Annotated in this window: 17 protein-coding genes; 8 read left to right on the top strand and 9 right to left on the bottom strand. The window is 70.0% G+C overall.

The features are described 5' to 3' along the window. From VBO01S_RS12230 to VBO01S_RS12245, 4 genes are all read left to right on the top strand, one after another. On the top strand, positions 1-625 hold a 625-nt coding region (locus tag VBO01S_RS12230; RefSeq protein WP_157627354.1), incomplete at its 5' end, for a DUF1800 family protein. 14 nt (positions 626-639) lie between these two features. Then, positions 640-1,863, top strand: a complete 1,224-nt coding sequence (locus tag VBO01S_RS12235) for a DUF1501 domain-containing protein (protein ID WP_062474369.1) — start codon at positions 640-642, stop codon at positions 1,861-1,863. 240 nt (positions 1,864-2,103) lie between these two features. After that, a complete protein-coding gene (locus tag VBO01S_RS12240; RefSeq protein ID WP_062474371.1) occupies positions 2,104-3,465 on the top strand; it encodes an NHL repeat-containing protein in 1,362 nt (453 codons plus the stop codon). A gap of 73 nt (positions 3,466-3,538) precedes the next feature. After that, the gene (locus VBO01S_RS12245; protein WP_062474373.1) at positions 3,539-4,294 is read left to right on the top strand and encodes a tRNA-uridine aminocarboxypropyltransferase; all 756 of its coding nucleotides are present in this window, start codon (positions 3,539-3,541) and stop codon (positions 4,292-4,294) included. A gap of 21 nt (positions 4,295-4,315) precedes the next feature. Here VBO01S_RS12245 and VBO01S_RS12250 read toward each other — a convergent pair whose 3' ends face one another. Together VBO01S_RS12250 and VBO01S_RS12255 are read right to left on the bottom strand one after the other, a co-directional pair. Next, positions 4,316-5,203 (bottom strand): amidohydrolase family protein, encoded by an 888-nt coding sequence (locus VBO01S_RS12250; protein WP_062474375.1) that lies wholly within the window; start codon positions 5,201-5,203, stop codon positions 4,316-4,318. Positions 5,204-5,317: 114 nt separating this feature from the next. Beyond that, entirely contained in the window at positions 5,318-5,608 is a 291-nt protein-coding gene (locus VBO01S_RS12255; RefSeq protein ID WP_062474377.1) for a hypothetical protein, read from the bottom strand. A gap of 157 nt (positions 5,609-5,765) precedes the next feature. On the opposite strand from VBO01S_RS12255, the gene VBO01S_RS12260 reads away from it, so the two are divergent. Beyond that, complete coding sequence (locus VBO01S_RS12260) at positions 5,766-5,966, top strand: hypothetical protein (RefSeq protein ID WP_062474379.1); 201 nt, start codon at positions 5,766-5,768, stop codon at positions 5,964-5,966. A 16-nt stretch (positions 5,967-5,982) separates the two neighbouring features. On the opposite strand, the gene VBO01S_RS12265 is transcribed toward VBO01S_RS12260, so the two are convergent. Together VBO01S_RS12265 and VBO01S_RS12270 are read right to left on the bottom strand one after the other, a co-directional pair. Then, positions 5,983-6,975, bottom strand: a complete 993-nt coding sequence (locus VBO01S_RS12265) for a Bug family tripartite tricarboxylate transporter substrate binding protein (RefSeq protein WP_062474381.1) — start codon at positions 6,973-6,975, stop codon at positions 5,983-5,985. A 42-nt stretch (positions 6,976-7,017) separates the two neighbouring features. Further along, positions 7,018-8,238: a M20 aminoacylase family protein gene (locus VBO01S_RS12270; protein ID WP_062474383.1), complete on the bottom strand. Its 1,221-nt coding sequence runs from the start codon at positions 8,236-8,238 to the stop codon at positions 7,018-7,020. Between the two features lie 138 nt (positions 8,239-8,376). Between VBO01S_RS12270 and VBO01S_RS33055 the strand changes: the two genes are divergently transcribed. After that, entirely contained in the window at positions 8,377-9,348 is a 972-nt protein-coding gene (locus tag VBO01S_RS33055) for a LysR family transcriptional regulator (RefSeq protein WP_062474384.1), read from the top strand. Here VBO01S_RS33055 and VBO01S_RS12280 read toward each other — a convergent pair. The 3 genes from VBO01S_RS12280 to VBO01S_RS12290 all read right to left on the bottom strand — a co-directional run bounded on the left by VBO01S_RS12280 (position 9,339) and on the right by VBO01S_RS12290 (position 13,445). Further along, positions 9,339-10,943, bottom strand: a complete 1,605-nt coding sequence (locus tag VBO01S_RS12280; protein ID WP_062474385.1) for a phospholipase D-like domain-containing protein — start codon at positions 10,941-10,943, stop codon at positions 9,339-9,341. The genes VBO01S_RS33055 and VBO01S_RS12280 overlap by 10 nt on opposite strands. Before the next feature lie 103 nt (positions 10,944-11,046). Continuing rightward, a complete protein-coding gene (locus VBO01S_RS12285; RefSeq protein WP_070095020.1) occupies positions 11,047-11,298 on the bottom strand; it encodes a cell division protein FtsQ/DivIB in 252 nt (83 codons plus the stop codon). Between the two features lie 89 nt (positions 11,299-11,387). Continuing rightward, positions 11,388-13,445: a S8 family serine peptidase gene (locus VBO01S_RS12290; protein WP_082818114.1), complete on the bottom strand. Its 2,058-nt coding sequence runs from the start codon at positions 13,443-13,445 to the stop codon at positions 11,388-11,390. A gap of 107 nt (positions 13,446-13,552) precedes the next feature. Here VBO01S_RS12290 and VBO01S_RS12295 point away from each other — a divergent pair, with 107 nt between their 5' ends. Next, a complete protein-coding gene (locus VBO01S_RS12295; protein WP_062474389.1) occupies positions 13,553-13,822 on the top strand; it encodes a hypothetical protein in 270 nt (89 codons plus the stop codon). Between the two features lie 11 nt (positions 13,823-13,833). Here the strand turns inward: VBO01S_RS12295 and VBO01S_RS12300 are convergent, their stop codons facing one another. Then, on the bottom strand, positions 13,834-14,055 hold the full coding sequence (locus tag VBO01S_RS12300) for a DUF7661 family protein (RefSeq protein WP_157627355.1): 222 nt from the start codon (positions 14,053-14,055) through the stop codon (positions 13,834-13,836). A gap of 109 nt (positions 14,056-14,164) precedes the next feature. Between VBO01S_RS12300 and VBO01S_RS12305 the strand changes: the two genes are divergently transcribed. Next, positions 14,165-14,482 carry a hypothetical protein gene (locus VBO01S_RS12305; RefSeq protein ID WP_062474392.1) on the top strand — a complete coding sequence of 106 codons (318 nt, stop codon included), beginning with the start codon at positions 14,165-14,167 and terminating at the stop codon, positions 14,480-14,482. A 19-nt stretch (positions 14,483-14,501) separates the two neighbouring features. Here the strand turns inward: VBO01S_RS12305 and VBO01S_RS12310 are convergent, their stop codons facing one another. Then, the gene (locus tag VBO01S_RS12310) at positions 14,502-15,221 is read right to left on the bottom strand and encodes a hypothetical protein (RefSeq protein WP_062474394.1); all 720 of its coding nucleotides are present in this window, start codon (positions 15,219-15,221) and stop codon (positions 14,502-14,504) included. Positions 15,222-15,275 lie beyond the last annotated feature (54 nt).

A 15,275-nucleotide genomic window follows, 5' to 3' on the forward strand; every position in this document is an offset into this window, starting at 1 on the left:
GACCGACGAGGCGCTCGACCGCCTGGCGCGCGCGCCGGCCACCGCGCGCTTCATCTCGCGCAAGCTCGCCGTGTACTTCGTGGCCGACGAGCCGCCGCCCGCGCTGGTCGATCGCATGGCCGCCACCTTCACGCGCAGCGACGGCGACATTGCGGCCACCTTGCAGACGCTGTTCGAATCGCGCGAGTTCGCGGCCTCGCTGGGCCGCAAGTTCCGCGACCCCGTGCACTACGTGGTGGCGGGCGTGCGGCTGGCCTACGACGAGCGCGTGGTGCTCAACACCACGCCGATGATCGGCTGGATCAACCGCATGGGCGAGACCCTGTACGCCCACGAGACGCCCGACGGCTACCCGCTCAACGAAGCCGCCTGGGCCAGCGCGGGCCAGATGAACACCCGCTTCGAGATTGCGCGCGCCATCGGCACGGGCGGCGCCGTGCTGTTCCGCACCGACGACAAGGCCCCCCTCGAGAAGCCGCCGTTTCCGCCGCTGGCCGAGTCACGCGCCGTGCATGCGCTGCAGCCCGGCCTGAGCGCCGACACGCAACAGGCGCTCGCGCAGGCGAAGAACCCGCCGGAGTGGAACACCTTCCTGCTCGCATCGCCCGAGCTGATGCGGCGTTGAAAAGAGGGACCGCCATGCAACGCCGACACCTGCTGCAACTCATCGCCGCCACGCCGCTGGCCGGCGCCGCCGCGCGCGTGGTCGCCGCGCCCGCGGCCGAGGGCACCAAGCTGCTCGTCGTGTTCCTGCGCGGCGCCTACGACAGCACCAGCTTGCTGGTGCCCACCGCGAACAGCGACTTCTATTACGCCTCGCGGCCCAACATCGCCATCCCCCGGCCCGGCACGCCCGACGGCGCGTTGCCGCTGGACGGCGGCGACTGGGGCCTGCACCCCGCGCTCGCGCAGAGCGTGCTGCCGCTGTATCAGCGCAAGCAGGCGGCCTTCATCGCCTTCGCCGGCACCGACGACCTCACGCGCAGCCACTTCGAGACCCAGGACGCCATCGAGCTCGGCGTGGCCCCCGACAACGCGCGGCGCGACTACCGCTCGGGCTTTCTCAACCGGCTGGCCGGCGTGCTCGGCGCCGGGCCGCTGGCCGACGTGTCGCCCATCGCCTTCACCGACCAGTTGCCCATCGTGCTGCGCGGCGACGACGCCAAGGCCGCCAACATGGCGCTCGCGGGCGTGGCGCGGCAGGCCCTCGATGCGCGGCAGAGCCAGATCATTGCGTCGATGTACCGCAACACCGCGCTCGCGCAGCCCGTGGCCGAGGGCTTCCAGGTGCGCGACGAGGTGGTGCGCGCCATGCAGGCCGAGATGGACGCCGCCAGCCGCAACGCCATGAGCCCCAAGGGCTTCGAGCAGGTCGCGCGGCGCATGGCGCTCTTGATGCGCGAGCGCTACGACATCGGCTTTGTCGACGTCGGCGGCTGGGACACCCACGTGGGGCAGGGCGCAGCCAAGGGCTACCTGGCCAACCGTTTCGAAGAACTGGGCCGCGGCGTGGCCGGCTTCGCGCAGGAGATGGGCGAGCCCGCCTGGCGCCAGACCGTGGTGGTCGTCGTCAGCGAGTTCGGCCGCACCTTCCGCGAAAACGGCAACCGTGGCACCGACCACGGGCACGGCACCGTGTACTGGGTGCTCGGCGGCGGCCTGGCCGCGCAGGCGGGCGGGCGCGTCGTGGGCGAGCAGCAGCCGCTGACGCAGGCCACGCTGTTCCAGAACCGCGACCACGCGGTGCTCAACGAGTACCGGGCGGTGCTGGGCGGGTTGTTCCAGCGGATGTACGGGCTGTCGAGTGCGCAGGTGGCGCGGGTGTTCGGCGGTGCGGCGGTGAAGGACCTGCGGCTGGTCTGACGGCCCCGAGGGCAGCCCTCATTCCCGATCTTTTCCGGACGCGTCGTTCGTTCCCGCTACCGCGCGGCCGCAGGGACAAGCGTCGCCGCATTTACTTGTTTTCGGGGATGGTCCCGGCGCACGGCAATTACAAAAATAGACATTCAGAAACAATTGGGCGCTCCAGCCGGAGAGCGGGTTTCTCCAAAAAGGCGTCGGATGCTTTCCAAGCGAGTGAGTTCTTACGGGCGCTGCAGCGCCATGGCCGGTGTGATCGTGCTGCTGGCGGCCTGTGGCGGTGGTGGGGGAGGCGGCGGTGGCGCGGGGTTCCTGCCGATCGTCGCGCCGGCACAGCCGCAGCCCGAGCCGGCGCCTCCCGTGGTCGTGACCCACACGGTCGGCGGCACCGTCACTGGCCTCACCGGCAGCCTGGTGCTCCAGAACAATGCGGGCGACGACCTGAAGCTCACGGCCGATGGCAAGTTCACCTTTACCACCGCGCTCGTCGAAGGTGCGGCCTACGAGGTCAGCGTACGCACCCAGCCGCTGTGGCAGTTCTGCACCGTCAGCAAGGGCAGCGGCAAGGCGGCGGCCGACGTCGGTGACGTGGCGGTCGCGTGCTCGACGGTGCAGGCGCAGGTGTCCACGTTCGCCGGCTCCGGCACGATCGGCTCGGTCAATGGCAACGGCAGCGCGGCGTCGTTCTATCTCCCGTACAGCGTGGTCCTCGACAAGAGCGGCAGCCTGCTCGTGTCGGACACGGCAACGAACCTGGTGCGAAAGATCTCGCCCGCTGGCGATGTCACGACCTTTGCGGGCGGTGGCAACAACGGCACTTCGCAAGACGGCAACGGCGCGGCAGCCTCGTTCTCGGGCCTGTCCGGTCTTGCGCTGGACGCCACGGGCAATGCCTATGCTGCGGAATTCGGCGGCAACCGCATCCGCAAGATCACGCCGGCGGCCGACGTGACCACGCTCGCGGGCAGTGGCGCCATCGGGTCGCTCGATGGCCACGGCACCTCTGCCACGTTCAAGACCCCTTCATCGGTGGCCACGGACGCCGCCGGCAACATCTACGTGCTCGAATTCATCGGCGCCGTTGTCCGCAAGATCACGCCGGCCGGCGACGTCACCACGCTGGCCGGTTCGGGCACCGCGGGCTTTGCTGACGGCACGGGGACTGCGGCATCCTTCGGGCAGGCCTACGGCATCGCGACCGACGCGGCCGGGAACATCTACGTGGCTGACAGCAGCAACAACCGCATCCGCAAGATCACGCCCGGCGGCGTGGTCACGACGCTGGCGGGCTCGGGCCAGGCCGGGGCGGCCGACGGGGCCGGCAGCTCGGCATCTTTCCACCAGCCGGGCGGCCTGGCGGTGGACAGCGACGGCATCATCTACGTGGCCGACACGGGCAACAGCCTGCTGCGCAAGATCACGCCGGCGGGCGTGGTCTCCACGATCGCCGGCCAGCCTGGTGTGCTGGGCGCGCAGAACGGCATCGGCACGGCAGCCACGTTCAAGCAGCCTTATGGGGTGACGGTGGATGCCGCTGGCAATCTGTACGTGGCCGACACCTTCAACAACCTGATCCGCAAGGTCACGCCGGCTCGCACGCCCTGATCCCGAGGCATCGCGGCAGCGTCGGTGAGGGCAGGGGCCGCCATGCGACGGCCACGCCACCGAGAATCGGTGCATGCCTCACGCCGTCTCCCTCCTTCGCGCCGCGCGCCTAGCGCGCAGCGCCAAGCCTTTTCTTGCCCGTGGCGGTTTCAAGCGCGAGCGCTGTGCGGGCTGCCGCCTGGTGCCCAGCCATTGCATGTGCGCCGTGCGCCCCCCGGTGGCCACGCGCGCGGGGGTGTGCCTGCTCATGGCGGACATCGAACCGCTCAAGCCCACCAACACCGGGTGGCTGGTGGCCGACGTGGTGGCAGACACCTTCGCCTTCGGCTGGGCCCGCACCGAGACCGATCCCGCGCTGATGGCGCTGCTGAGCGACCCGCAATGGCAGCCCTACGTGGTGTTCCCGGGGCAGTACGCGGCGCCCGAGCGCGTGGTGCTGGGCGTTCCTTCGTCGCCTGATGCGGCCGGTGGCGGCAGCGCGAAGCGCCCGCTCTTCATCCTGTTCGATGCGACCTGGGCCGAGGCCCGCAAGATGTTTCGCCGCAGCCCTTACCTCGACCGGCTGCCGGTGCTGAGCCTGCAGCCTGAGCAGATCACGCAGTACAAGCTGCGCAACTCCGGCCGCGACGACCACTTCTGCACCAGCGAGGTGGCGGCGATGTGCATGGACCTGGCCGGCGAGCAGGCCGCGCAGCAGACGCTGGACGCTTACCTGGGCGTGTTCACGCACCACTACCTGTGCGCGAAGAACCAGCAGCCGGTGGCGTGGGACGGCGCCGCGCACCAGCGGTTGCGCGAGGTGGCCGCGCGGCGCGATCAGGTCGCCTGAGACCGTCTGCGCGGGTGGGCCTCAGCGCAGGTCGAACAGCGCCGCCGCGTTGCCCCAGGCGATGCGCTGCGCCACGGCGGGCGGCAGGTCGCCCAGCCAGGTGCGGTAGCCGCGCATGATCTCGTCGTAGGCGCTCCAGCGCTGGTTGACCCAGGTGTCGGAGCCGACCATGAAGCGGTCGGGGTGCTTGAGGATCAGCGCGCGCCACTCGGGGCACAGGCGTCCGCCCTCGCAGGTCAGGCCCGGGCGGTACGAGAGTTCGCCCATCAGCAGCGGGTAGCGCTCCAGCATCGCCTGCACGCGCTCGACCGGCGTGCCGCCGATGCCGGTGTGGGCCCAGATGAGGCGCAGCGCACGGCCCTTCGACGGCGCGTTCGCCATCAGCAGGTCGACGGCCACATCGTCCACGTGCGCGAGCACCGCGAGCTTTTTCTCTTCGGCCAGTGCGATGAGCTTCTTCGCCACCGGGCCGTTGGCGTTGGCACTCTCGTACAGGTGGAATTCGCCGAGCCCGCGGTAGGGGCCGCTGGCCGTGCCGCGCGCCAGTTCGGCCAGCACCATCTCGTGGATGGTCTCGTCGCGGAACCAGTTGTTGTAGTCGTCGCGGTTGCGGTACAGGCGCACGAAGGGCACCACGGTGACGCCGGCGGCGCGGGTCTCGCGCGCGGCGGCCAGGGTCTGCGTGCCGGCGTTGGGCCGCGAGTTCGCGACGATGGCCTTCACCTGGTTGCGCTGCATGCGCGCGAGCGCCTCGGTGGGCGGGAAGGGGCCGGTGGTGCCGTCCCAAGCTTCCTGGTTGTAGTGCAGGTGGGTGTCGAACAGCGGGCCGTCGTACGGCGCGGCTGTTTGCCCGTGGGCTTGGGGCAGGGCCAAGGCCGCGCAGGCGGCGATGCAGGCAATGAAGCGCATGGGGTTCTCGCGGTGAGGGCCGGGGAGCCGGATTACATCACCACAGATCACCGCATCGGCGCAGCCGCGCCCTTGTCGCCGGGCGCGACCTCGAGGCGATCGCGCGGGCCGGCGTCAGCTGCCGGCCGGGTGCGTCGTCGCCTTGCGGCTGCCATCCAGCGAGTACAGCTGCGGGCGGTCTTCCACCGCGACCGCCACTGCCTCGGTGCCGTGCTCCGCGGCGCGAGGTTGCCGGTACAACTCGTTCTCGAGCCGCCGGGCACGTTCCGCGTACATGCGGGCGAGGGCGCTGTGATGCTCTGCGGCAGCCTGGTGTTCGATACGCGCCATCTGGGCCTCCTCGAGCAGTGCCGAGGCACGTTTCAAATAGGCCGTGTGGGTGGGCCGAAACAAGAAGTCGAACATGATTTCACACTCCTTTCCGCTGCAACAACGGTGCAATCATTGTGAACGAATGGCCTCAAAACGCCATCGGTTCCTGTGGCTGCGGCGCATCGAAGAAGCGTTCTGTTTCACTTGAGTCAGACAGAATCGGTGGCGAAGAGAGAGGGTTCGATCACCGATGAGCAATGAGGTTCGTTTTTGTCTGGAATACCGGCTCGCCGAAGGCGGGCCCGCGCATGCCGTGCAGACCGCGTGGATGGTCGATTCACCGGCCACGCGTGCGCAGATCGAGGAAATGATTGTCAACGCGCGCGCGATGAATGCCGCGCAGGCGAAGTGGTGGGTGGAGGAGCGCCAGGGCGGCGACGCCCCGCGCTGAGACGGGCCGGCGGGCCTCAGTCGCGCATGTTCGCGAACTTCACCAGCGTCGCGTACTTGGCCGTGTCCTCGCGCATGATCTGCCCGAGGTCTTCCTTGCCCGTGGCGGGAATGGAACCGCCTTCTTCCAGCCGCCGGCGGATCGCCGGGTCGGCCAGGCCGGCCTGCAGCGCCGCGCGCAGACTCTGCACGACGGGCGCGGGCAGGTCCTTCGGGCCCGCGAGCGCGAACCAGCCGCTCAGCTCATAGCCCTTCAGCTGCGGATGCTCGCCGAGCGCCGGCACCTGCGGCAGGCCGGGAAAGCGCTTGGCCGACGAGACACCCAGCGGCACGATCCGCCCGCCCTGCAGGAAGGGCGCCGCGGCGGTGGGCGACACGATCGCGAAGTCGAGCGTGCCGCCGACCAGGTCGCTCGTGAGCGGCGCGGTGCCGCGGTAGGGAATGTGCGTGAGGAACAGGCCCGCGCGCTGCTTGATCTGCTCGCCCACGAAGTGCAGCGTCGAGCCCACGCCCGAGCTGCCGTAGCTGTACTTGCCGGGGTTGCGCTTGGCCAGGGCGATGAACTCGTCGAGGTTCTTCACGCCCACCTTCGGACTCGCCACCAGCAGCACGGGCGCGAAGGCGAGCAGGCTGACGGGGGTCAGGTCTTTCACCGGGTCGTAGCGCTGCGCGGGGTTCACCAGCACCGTGGCTGCCATTTCGTTGCTGGAGCCGGCCAGCAGCGTGTAGCCGTCGGCCGGGCTGCTCACCGCGCGCTGCGCCGCGACCACGCCCGCGGCGCCGGTCACGTTCTCGACCACCACCGTCGCGCCGAGCTTGGCCGACAGGATGTCCGCCGCCACGCGCGCGGCCATGTCGACCGAACCGCCCGGCGCGTAGCCGACCAGCAGCTTGATGGGCTTGGCGGGGTAGGTACCCTGCGCGAACGTGGGGGCTGCGGCACAGAAGGCGGCGCCGAGCGCGCTCAGTGCCACGCGGCGCGAAACGGAAGAAGAAGCAAGACGGGTCATCGCGGTTCCGGTACGGGGAAGTGGGAAAAGGAAGAGGCCCGCTCAGGCCTGCGCGCCCAGGAAGCGCCGCACCAGCTGCACCCAGTAGCTGGCCGCGATCGGCAGGATCGCGTCGTTGAAGTCGTAGCCGGGGTTGTGGACCATGCAGCCGCCGGTGCGGTGGTGCTCGCCTTCGCCGTTGCCCACGATCAGGTAGCTGCCGGGGCGGCGCTCCAGCATGAAGGAGAAGTCTTCGCTGCCCGTGAGCGGCGCCAGCGGCGGCAGCAGACCGTCGTCGCCCAGCCAGTCGCGTGCGACCTGCCGTGCGAAGCGGGTGGACTCCTCGTCGTTGACGAGCGCGGGGTAGCGCCAGTGGTAGTCCACCTCGGCCTTCACGCCGAGCGTGACGGCCTGCGCCTGCGCCAGCTCGGTGATGCGCTCGCGCAGCATGGCGCGGATCTCGGGCCGGTAGGCGCGCACCGTGAGGCGCATCTGCACGCTGTCGGCAATCACGTTGGGCGCGTCGCCGCCGTGGATCGCGCCCACCGACACCACCGCCATCTCGCGCGGGTCGACGTTGCGCGACACGATGGTCTGCAGCGCCACGACGATGTGCGCCGCCGCCACCACCGGGTCGGCCGACAGGTGCGGCGCCGAGCCGTGTCCGCCGCGCCCCGTCACCGTGATCGTGACCGAGTCGGACGAGGCCATGAACGAGCCTTCCTTGAAGCCGAACTTGCCCGCCGGAAAGCCGGGCATGTTGTGCAGCGCGAAGATGGCGTCGCAGGGAAAGCGCTCGAACAGGCCTTCTTCCACCATGCGGCGCCCGCCGCCCAGGCCTTCCTCGGCCGGCTGGAAGATCAGGTGCAGCGTGCCGTCGAAGCTGCGCTCCTGCGCGATGACGCGCGCGGCGGCCAGCAGGATGCTGGTGTGGCCGTCGTGGCCGCAGGCGTGCATCTTGCCGGGCACCTGGCTGGCATAGGGCAGGCCGGTGGCTTCCTGGATCGGCAGCGCGTCCATGTCGGCGCGCAGGCCCAGGCGCCGCGTGCCCGTGCCGCATGTCAGCGTGCCCACCACGCCGGTGCCGGCCAGGCCGCGGTGCACTTCGTAGCCCCACTCGGCCAGGCGCGTGGCCACCAGCTCGCTGGTGACATGTTCTTCGTAGGCCAGCTCGGGGTGCGCGTGGATGCGGTGGCGCAGGCCGACCATCTCGGGCGCGACCTCGCGCACGGCGGGCAGCACGCTCTCGAGGGCGGCGGCGTTGTCGACGGTGTAGGTCGTCATGGGGGAATCTGTCTCCTTGCTGTCTTGCGGCGAGTCTAGGAATTCGCTGCCTGCGGGGGCAGACAGGCGCTGCCATGCGGGGGCGGGCGCCGCCTGTCGCTGCGGACGGCTGCGGACGGCTGCGGATAATGGGCCGCCATGAAGCTGCACCAGCTCCGCTATCTCGCCGCCGTCGCCTCCGAAGGCAGCATCCGCGCCGCCGCGCGGGCCCTGGGCGTCACCCAGGCCACGGTCACGCAGGGCCTGCGCGAACTGGAGGCGCATGCGCAGGTGGCGCTGTTCACGCGCCACGGCGGCGGCATCGCCTTCACACCGGCCGGGCTGGAGCTGCTGGAGCATGCGCAGCGCGTGCTGGCCCAGCTGCGCCAGGCCGAAGACACGCTCTCACGCCACCGCGACACCGGCGCGCAGCAGCGCCTGACCGTGGCCATCACGCCCTGGATCACGCAGACCCTGCTGCCGCGCGTGGTGTCGCTGTTCCGCGAAGAGCTGCCGCACGTGCAGCTCGAGATGTTCGACGGCCTGTCGGCGCTCAGCTACCCGCGGCTGCGCGAAGGCAGCCTGGACCTGCTGATCGGCCGCATCGGCCCCGACGAGGCCATGCAGGGGCTGCAGGCGCAGCCGCTGTTCCGCTACGACATGACGGTGGTGGCGCGCCGCGGCCATCCGCGGGCCGGCGCGCAGTCGATGGCCGAGCTGCTGCAGGACGACTGGGTGCTCAACTTCACGCCGGGCGAGGGCGCGAGCTTTCTGGACAACCTGTTCCGCCAGCACGGCCTGGCCGCGCCCGTGCAGCGCATCCAGCTGGCGCATTCGCCGTCGATGATGCTGGGCCTCGTGCGCAAGACCGACATGCTCACCTTCTGCCCCTGGCCGCTGGTGGAAACCGAGAGCCTGCGCCATGCGCTCGTGACCTTGCAGCTGCGCGAGCGCTTCCACAGCAACGTCGTGGGCATCGTGCGCCGCGCACAGGAGGCGCCGTCGCACGCGGCGGCGCGTTTCATTGCGCACTTCCTGGCGCAGCTGCCGGCGTGGCAGGCCTCGGACGATCCGGAGCTGCGGCGGGTGCTGCACTCGGTGGATTTCATCGAGGCGTTGCCTCACCCGTGATAGTCGCTCCACGACATGCGCACCATGCCCGGCGGCGTGGGCGCGCCGGCTGAGGCCAGCGTCACCGGCGGGTCGTCGTCCACGCGGCTTTTGGCGCGCGAATCCCAGTCGTCGAGAAAGACCTGCTGGTAGTACTGCGCCACGTCTTCGTTGTGGATGATCAGTCCGGCGTCGCGGTTGCGCAGCACGCCATCGCCCGACCAGTTGGTGCTGCTCACGAGCACCGCCTGGCCGTCCACGATGATGCCCTTGTTGTGGATGCTGCCCTGGACGCGGAACACGTCCTGGTTGCAGCCCGCCTCGACCAGCTTGCGGATGTTGTCGGCCGCGCTGGTGCTGCCCAGGATGATGCGCAGGTCGAGGTCCGGCTCGGTGCTGCGCTGCGCCAGCTTGCGCAGCAGCGCGCGAAAGTCCGCGTCCTTGTCGGCATCGCTCCAGGTGATGTAGGCGAACTGCAGGTACAGCGAGGTCTGCGCGCTGTCGATGAGCGCATTGATGTGCGGCAGGTAGTTGTCCGGCGTGAGCACGGGCTGCACTTTCACCGTGGTCTTCACCGCCGGCAGCCGCGCGGGTTCGACCGGCACGACGGGCCCCGCGAAGGCCACGGCCTGTTCCAGCAGGTGGTCCAGCGGCACGAACACGTCGGGCAGCGTGAGCTTGGGCGCCACGTCCAGCGCCGCGTCGGCCGCGCCGTCGGCTTCTTCCTTCTCGGAGGCCTTGAGGTCGTGCAGGATGTACTTCTCGAACACCTTCGAGAGCACGGCGTCGTTGCAGATCACGTGCCACTCGCGGTTGCCCTTGCTGAACATGCCCTTGGCCTGCGCGGGCGTGGCCACGGGGTCGATGTCGGGCTGGCTGCGCTTGCTCCAGTTGCCGCTCGACAGCCAGAAGGCCTTGCCGTCGCGCACCGCCACTTTCTCGTGGTACGCGCTGGCGAAGCGGCGACCCTTGCCGCACTGCACGAGCCAGGCCCTGAAGTCGGCCTCCTGCTGCAGCTTGCGCAGCTTTTTGCGGATGACCTGTTCTTCTTTCGTCATGCCGTCGTCCCAGCTCAGCGCCGCCGCGATGCCGCCGTTGCGCACGAGGTCGATGAAGACCTGGGCGATGTGGTCGGCGTTGAAGTCGTACATCGCCACCGACAGCGAACGCGTGGTGCCTTCGAGAAAGGGCCGCAGCACCGGCCACCCCGCATCGGGGCCGACGTGGCACAGGAAGGGCTGCTTCACGTTGTAGACCTTGTCGATGGGCTGGCCTGCAGGCGGCTTGTAGACGAGGCCGACGGCCGCTTCGGCGAGCGCGTTCACCGTGTCATCGAAGTCCGCGCTGGCGGCCAGCTGTCGCGCGGGGTCGGCCTGCATCACGCAGACGCGGTAGGGGCCGAGCTGCCGGGGCGCGCGCTCGGCCACGGGCACCTCCGACAAGGGCCGCTTGCGGTCGACCAGCACGATCACGGCGGGCTCGCGCAGGAACCGGCCGTCGACCAGCGGAAAGCCCGGCTCCGCCGCCACGTAGCCGGGCAGGGCGGCCAGCTGCGCCTGGTGGGTGGCGATCACCGACCGGACCGCCGCGCGCGCGGCATCGTCGAGCACTTTCATGGGTGTTCCTTGGGGTGGGTTGTTGTGGGGCACGCGTGTGCGGGCGCCTGCCGGCATGGCATGCGCGAAGGCAGCGACCCGGGTGGGTCGCGTGTCAGGGGAATCAGGAGATGTTGGGCAGCCGGCGTGACAGCTCGACCGACTCGACGGCCGGGTCGGCTTCGAGCTGCTGGAGCTTGTCGAGTGGAATCTCGGCCGAGAACAGGCCCGGCGAGATGTCGGCGCGCGCGGCGATGTAGTCCGGGCGCTCGGCGCCCTCGCACAGCTTGACCAGCACGACGACGCGCTCGCCCGACACCGGCGCGGGGGCGGCCGAAAAGTCGAGCTTCTTGAGCGAGCGCAAATCGATAGGCATGAGAGGGCAGATGGGGGCGGGAACACAGATTACACCCCCCGCTCGGGTTCGGCACAACCGCACCGGGCGTGGGGGTCATGGCTGGATCGTCAGATCGCGCCGCTGCCGGCCCGGCCGTCGCCGCGCTGCGGGTCCCAGCCGGCCGGACCGGCGCCGGGCTTGACGCCCGCCTTCAGCCTAGCGCGGATGTCGGCGATGGTCAGCTTCTTGCCCGCTTTGTGGGCCTTGGCCAGCATCAGCGCGACCAGCCCCGTCACCGCTGGTGCCGCCATGCTGGTGCCCGACTTCTTCACCATGCCGTCCTTCGTGCGCGACTGCGCGGCCTTCACCTGCACGCCGGGGGCGCTGAGCTCGGGCTTGGGCCGGCCGTCGCGCGTCGGGCCCGCGCTCGAGAAGCTGGCGGCGGGCTCGCCCGTCTTGCGGGCGTCGTAGGCGCCGACCACGATCGACAGTTTTCCCGTCGACAGCGAGCCCAGCAGGTGCGACTTCACCGGCTGGCCGAAGTACGACTGGCCGCTGTCCAGGCGCTCGAGCCAGGCGTGGAACGGCACGTCGTCGGCGGCCAGGGCGTGCAGCCGCACCTTGAACTCGCCGTCGGGCCAGTTGGGTGCGAGCCAGATGCCGATCACGTTGTCCTTGTTGTTCGGGTCGGTGATGCGGCTGCTGAGGAACGCGGCGATCTCGCCGTTGCCCGCGCCGAGCGGAAAGTTTTCGCCCGGCGCCACGCTCGCGAGCACCTCGCCGTCGGGGCCCAGCAGCTCGGCGCGCAGTCGTTGGCTGCCGCCGTACCAGAGCTCGAACTCGCCGCCCTTGCCGTTGACCAGGGTCCACGACACGTCGAGGTGCCCGTTGCCGGTCACCGTGCCCGCCGTGTGCGTGTTGTCTTCCTGCGAATTGCCGGCCGCCAGCACGATCGCGCGGTTGGGCTTTTGCGACACGAGCGCGTCGAAGCCCTGCTCGACCAGCGAGGTGCCGTCGTGCGGGCCGCCGTTGGTGCCCAGGCTCAGGTTGACGACGCAGGGCCTGTCGCCCGCGCGGTCGAAGATGAACTTCACCGCTTCGAGCATCTGCACCGAATCGCCGAAGGAGCTGAACACGGCGTTGTGCCCGGTCCACGCGATGTCGCGGGCCGACATCTCGACGAAGATCAGGTCGGCCTTGGGTGCCACGCCGGGTTGCAGCGACCCCCGGCCGTTGCCGCCGGCAATGTCCATGACGTGCGTGCCGTGCGAACCAGGGCTGCCCGGCATGCCCGCGCCGGGGTCGTAGCCCAGCGCCTTGTACGGGTCGGACTTCTTCAGCGCCTTGTCGATGTCCGCCGCCTCGAAGAGCCGGCCGTAGCCGTAGGGGCTGTTCGCCTTGGCCGGCGCGCCCTGCTGCCACAGCGCCAGCAGGCGCGTCTTGCCGTTGGCCTTGACGAAGTTCTGGTGCGCGAAGTCGCCACCCGAATCGACCACGCCGATCACCACGCCGGCACCGCCGGCCGTGCCGGCGAGCGCGGGGTTGTCGGCCTGCACGCCCATCGACGCGATGGTGTTGTTCAGCGCCGGCAGCACGGGCTGCGAGGCCTTCATGCTGAGCACGGCCGGATGCTGGCGGATCGCCTCGGCCTTGCCCAGCGGAATGCGGCCCGTGACGAGCACCGTGCCGTCGTCGGCGGTGCCGATGTCGGAGCCCGCATCGACGTCGGGAATGTCGGCCCACTCGGCATGGCTGGTGACGCGCGCCACTACCGGCACCGAGTCGCCGTCGGCGGACGAGATGGGCATGCTCTGCTTGCCCGCGCGGCGGTTCATCACCGCCAGCTGCAGGCGCGGGTCCATCGAGGTCTCCACGTCCATCGGCAGGCGCTGCAGCTGTGCGAGCCCGAAGGTCGACACCGGCGAGAGCCGCGTGCACAGCGCGTCGGCCGTGCCCGCGAGCGCGGCGGTGAGGGCGGGGGAGGCTTCGCCCGGCAGGTGGCCCGCGGCGGCCATCTCGGGCGGAAGGTCGACCCAGCTGTTGAGCAGCTTGATCTGCCCTGTCACGTGGAGCCGCACGCTGCCCGACGACAGCGCCGGCGTCAGCACCCCGTGCGGCATCCTGGGGACTTTCGTATCTGCGGGCGAGGGCTTCTTCGCGGCGACGCGCTTCTTGGCTGGGGCCATCGGTCGGATCTCCTTGCGCAGGGGCACGGGTGGGTACCGCGAGGTGTAGCAGATTGCCGTGTCATCTGTCACCCCGGGCGGGCAAGGAGGGCGGTCAGAATGGCCGCATGAAAGTGGTGTTCAAGCTTCTGTTCGCGTACCTGGTGGCGAGCCTGCTGTCGACCGGCCTTGCGCTGGTTCTGTTTCCGCTGCACGCGCATGTGCCTGCGGTGGTGGTGCTGCTTGCGTTTCCGCTGGTGCCGTGGACCTTGCTTGCCAACTTGGCGAGCCAGGGCTTCAGGGCCCGGGAGGTGGGGCCGTTGCTGGTGTTCGTGCTGGCGTTTGGCGGCGTGGCCTGGCTGGCGTTTCGGTCGTCATCGAAGGCCGCGCAGCGATAGCCGCGCTGGGCTCACTTCGCCCCGATCTCGAAGACATCGCCGTTCGTCGGCGTCGCGTTCTCGTGGTTGATGTCGTAGAGGTATTGCGCGAGGTCGGCTGGCGCCACGTCCGGCGGAATCGCGAGCTGGGCGAGGCCCAGTTTTCCGTCGGCGCCGACCCAGTGGCTGCGCCAGCGGGCGTCGGTCATTTCGACGCGCAGGGTGCGGCCGAACACGTTGAAGATGTGGCGCATCGTCTGGGCTCCGGGCATGCACGAAAAGAGATGAGGGGACAGCCACTGTAGCGCCCTCGTCGTATGCACAATGGGCCGAATCGCCCGTCACATCCACTCCAGAGTCCGCATGCCAGACCTCAACGTACGCAAGACCTACGAAGCGGCCGTGGCCGAGCTGGGGCCTGCCGCTGCGCGGATGCTGGCCGACGGTGTGAGTGAAGAACAGGTGGCGCGCTGGATCTTCGCGCAGCGGGACGATCTCAAGCTGCATTACCGCGCGCTGACGCCCTCGCACGAGCTGCAGGCCCTCGAAGCCAGGTCGCGCAGCCGTTACGGCAACACGCTGGGCCCATCGATCGAGCAACTGCGCAGCGCGGGAAAGTCGTGGCGGGACATCATCGATTCGGCGGCGCGGCCGGGGACTCACTACCGCCAGGGCGATTGATCGATTGATCGTTCGTTCGCTACTTGCCACTGAGCCAGCGGCCGGAGTTCGCGCAGACCTCGGCCTGCTCGCCGTTCACCCGGACCTGTTCTTCATCGAGCCGTGACGCAGTGACCGGATCGACATCGAAGCCGACGCCGAGCAGGCGCGCCACCTGCGCGTCTTCGATCGACAGCTCCCAGGTCAGGAACAACTGCGTGCGATCGATCGAAGACGGGAAGTCGGCCGCATCGAAACCGTGGTCGCTGCCGCGCGGCACGACGGCGTGGGGCTGGCCCGTGTCGAACAGCAGGGCCGTGCCCCGCGTGAGCGCAATGCGCTGGCCCGTGACGGGAAAGTGCACGTCCAGGCCCTTGTCCTCGCTGAGGAACAGGTTGCAGAACGCCGCGCCGCCGTACTGCGCGCCGTCGTGGTGGTAGCGGGCGCCGCGGCAGGCCATCAGGGCGACGTCGCTGGCGGGCAGCAGCGACGCGGGCAGGCCCAGCGTGCCCAGCCAGCCGGACATCGCCTGCACGCACCGCGCGTAGTCGGGCCAGCGCGTGCGTGCGCGGGCCAGCGGCATGGGCTCGACATCACCGGGTTCGAGCGGCACGTTCGTGGCGATCTCCCGCTGCCAGTCGGCCACGAGGCGGGCCGGGGGCTCGGGCACGTCGAGCAGGGCCGCATGCACGATGCCGCTCACGCTGCGGCTGCGCAGCGTGTCGCCGTGCCAGAAGTAGGAGGTCAGCAGGTCGTGCATGCGGGGGCTTTCAAGGCACGGAGGGTACACGCGCTGCGGCGCCGGGCACCGGGG

It is taken from the genome of Variovorax boronicumulans NBRC 103145 (assembly GCF_001591345.1).
In the GTDB taxonomy this organism is placed as follows: domain Bacteria; phylum Pseudomonadota; class Gammaproteobacteria; order Burkholderiales; family Burkholderiaceae_C; genus Variovorax; species Variovorax boronicumulans.

Coding starts and splice junctions, on each gene's coding strand:
- VBO01S_RS12235 (WP_062474369.1), top strand. CDS start 640: ATGCAACGCCGACACCTGCTGCAACTCATCGCCGCCACGCCGCTGGCC.
- VBO01S_RS12240 (WP_062474371.1), top strand. CDS start 2,104: ATGGCCGGTGTGATCGTGCTGCTGGCGGCCTGTGGCGGTGGTGGGGGA.
- VBO01S_RS12245 (WP_062474373.1), top strand. CDS start 3,539: ATGCCTCACGCCGTCTCCCTCCTTCGCGCCGCGCGCCTAGCGCGCAGC.
- VBO01S_RS12250 (WP_062474375.1), bottom strand. CDS start 5,203: ATGCGCTTCATTGCCTGCATCGCCGCCTGCGCGGCCTTGGCCCTGCCC.
- VBO01S_RS12255 (WP_062474377.1), bottom strand. CDS start 5,608: ATGTTCGACTTCTTGTTTCGGCCCACCCACACGGCCTATTTGAAACGT.
- VBO01S_RS12260 (WP_062474379.1), top strand. CDS start 5,766: ATGAGCAATGAGGTTCGTTTTTGTCTGGAATACCGGCTCGCCGAAGGC.
- VBO01S_RS12265 (WP_062474381.1), bottom strand. CDS start 6,975: ATGACCCGTCTTGCTTCTTCTTCCGTTTCGCGCCGCGTGGCACTGAGC.
- VBO01S_RS12270 (WP_062474383.1), bottom strand. CDS start 8,238: ATGACGACCTACACCGTCGACAACGCCGCCGCCCTCGAGAGCGTGCTG.
- VBO01S_RS33055 (WP_062474384.1), top strand. CDS start 8,377: ATGAAGCTGCACCAGCTCCGCTATCTCGCCGCCGTCGCCTCCGAAGGC.
- VBO01S_RS12280 (WP_062474385.1), bottom strand. CDS start 10,943: ATGAAAGTGCTCGACGATGCCGCGCGCGCGGCGGTCCGGTCGGTGATC.
- VBO01S_RS12285 (WP_070095020.1), bottom strand. CDS start 11,298: ATGCCTATCGATTTGCGCTCGCTCAAGAAGCTCGACTTTTCGGCCGCC.
- VBO01S_RS12290 (WP_082818114.1), bottom strand. CDS start 13,445: ATGGCCCCAGCCAAGAAGCGCGTCGCCGCGAAGAAGCCCTCGCCCGCA.
- VBO01S_RS12295 (WP_062474389.1), top strand. CDS start 13,553: ATGAAAGTGGTGTTCAAGCTTCTGTTCGCGTACCTGGTGGCGAGCCTG.
- VBO01S_RS12300 (WP_157627355.1), bottom strand. CDS start 14,055: ATGCGCCACATCTTCAACGTGTTCGGCCGCACCCTGCGCGTCGAAATG.
- VBO01S_RS12305 (WP_062474392.1), top strand. CDS start 14,165: ATGCCAGACCTCAACGTACGCAAGACCTACGAAGCGGCCGTGGCCGAG.
- VBO01S_RS12310 (WP_062474394.1), bottom strand. CDS start 15,221: ATGCACGACCTGCTGACCTCCTACTTCTGGCACGGCGACACGCTGCGC.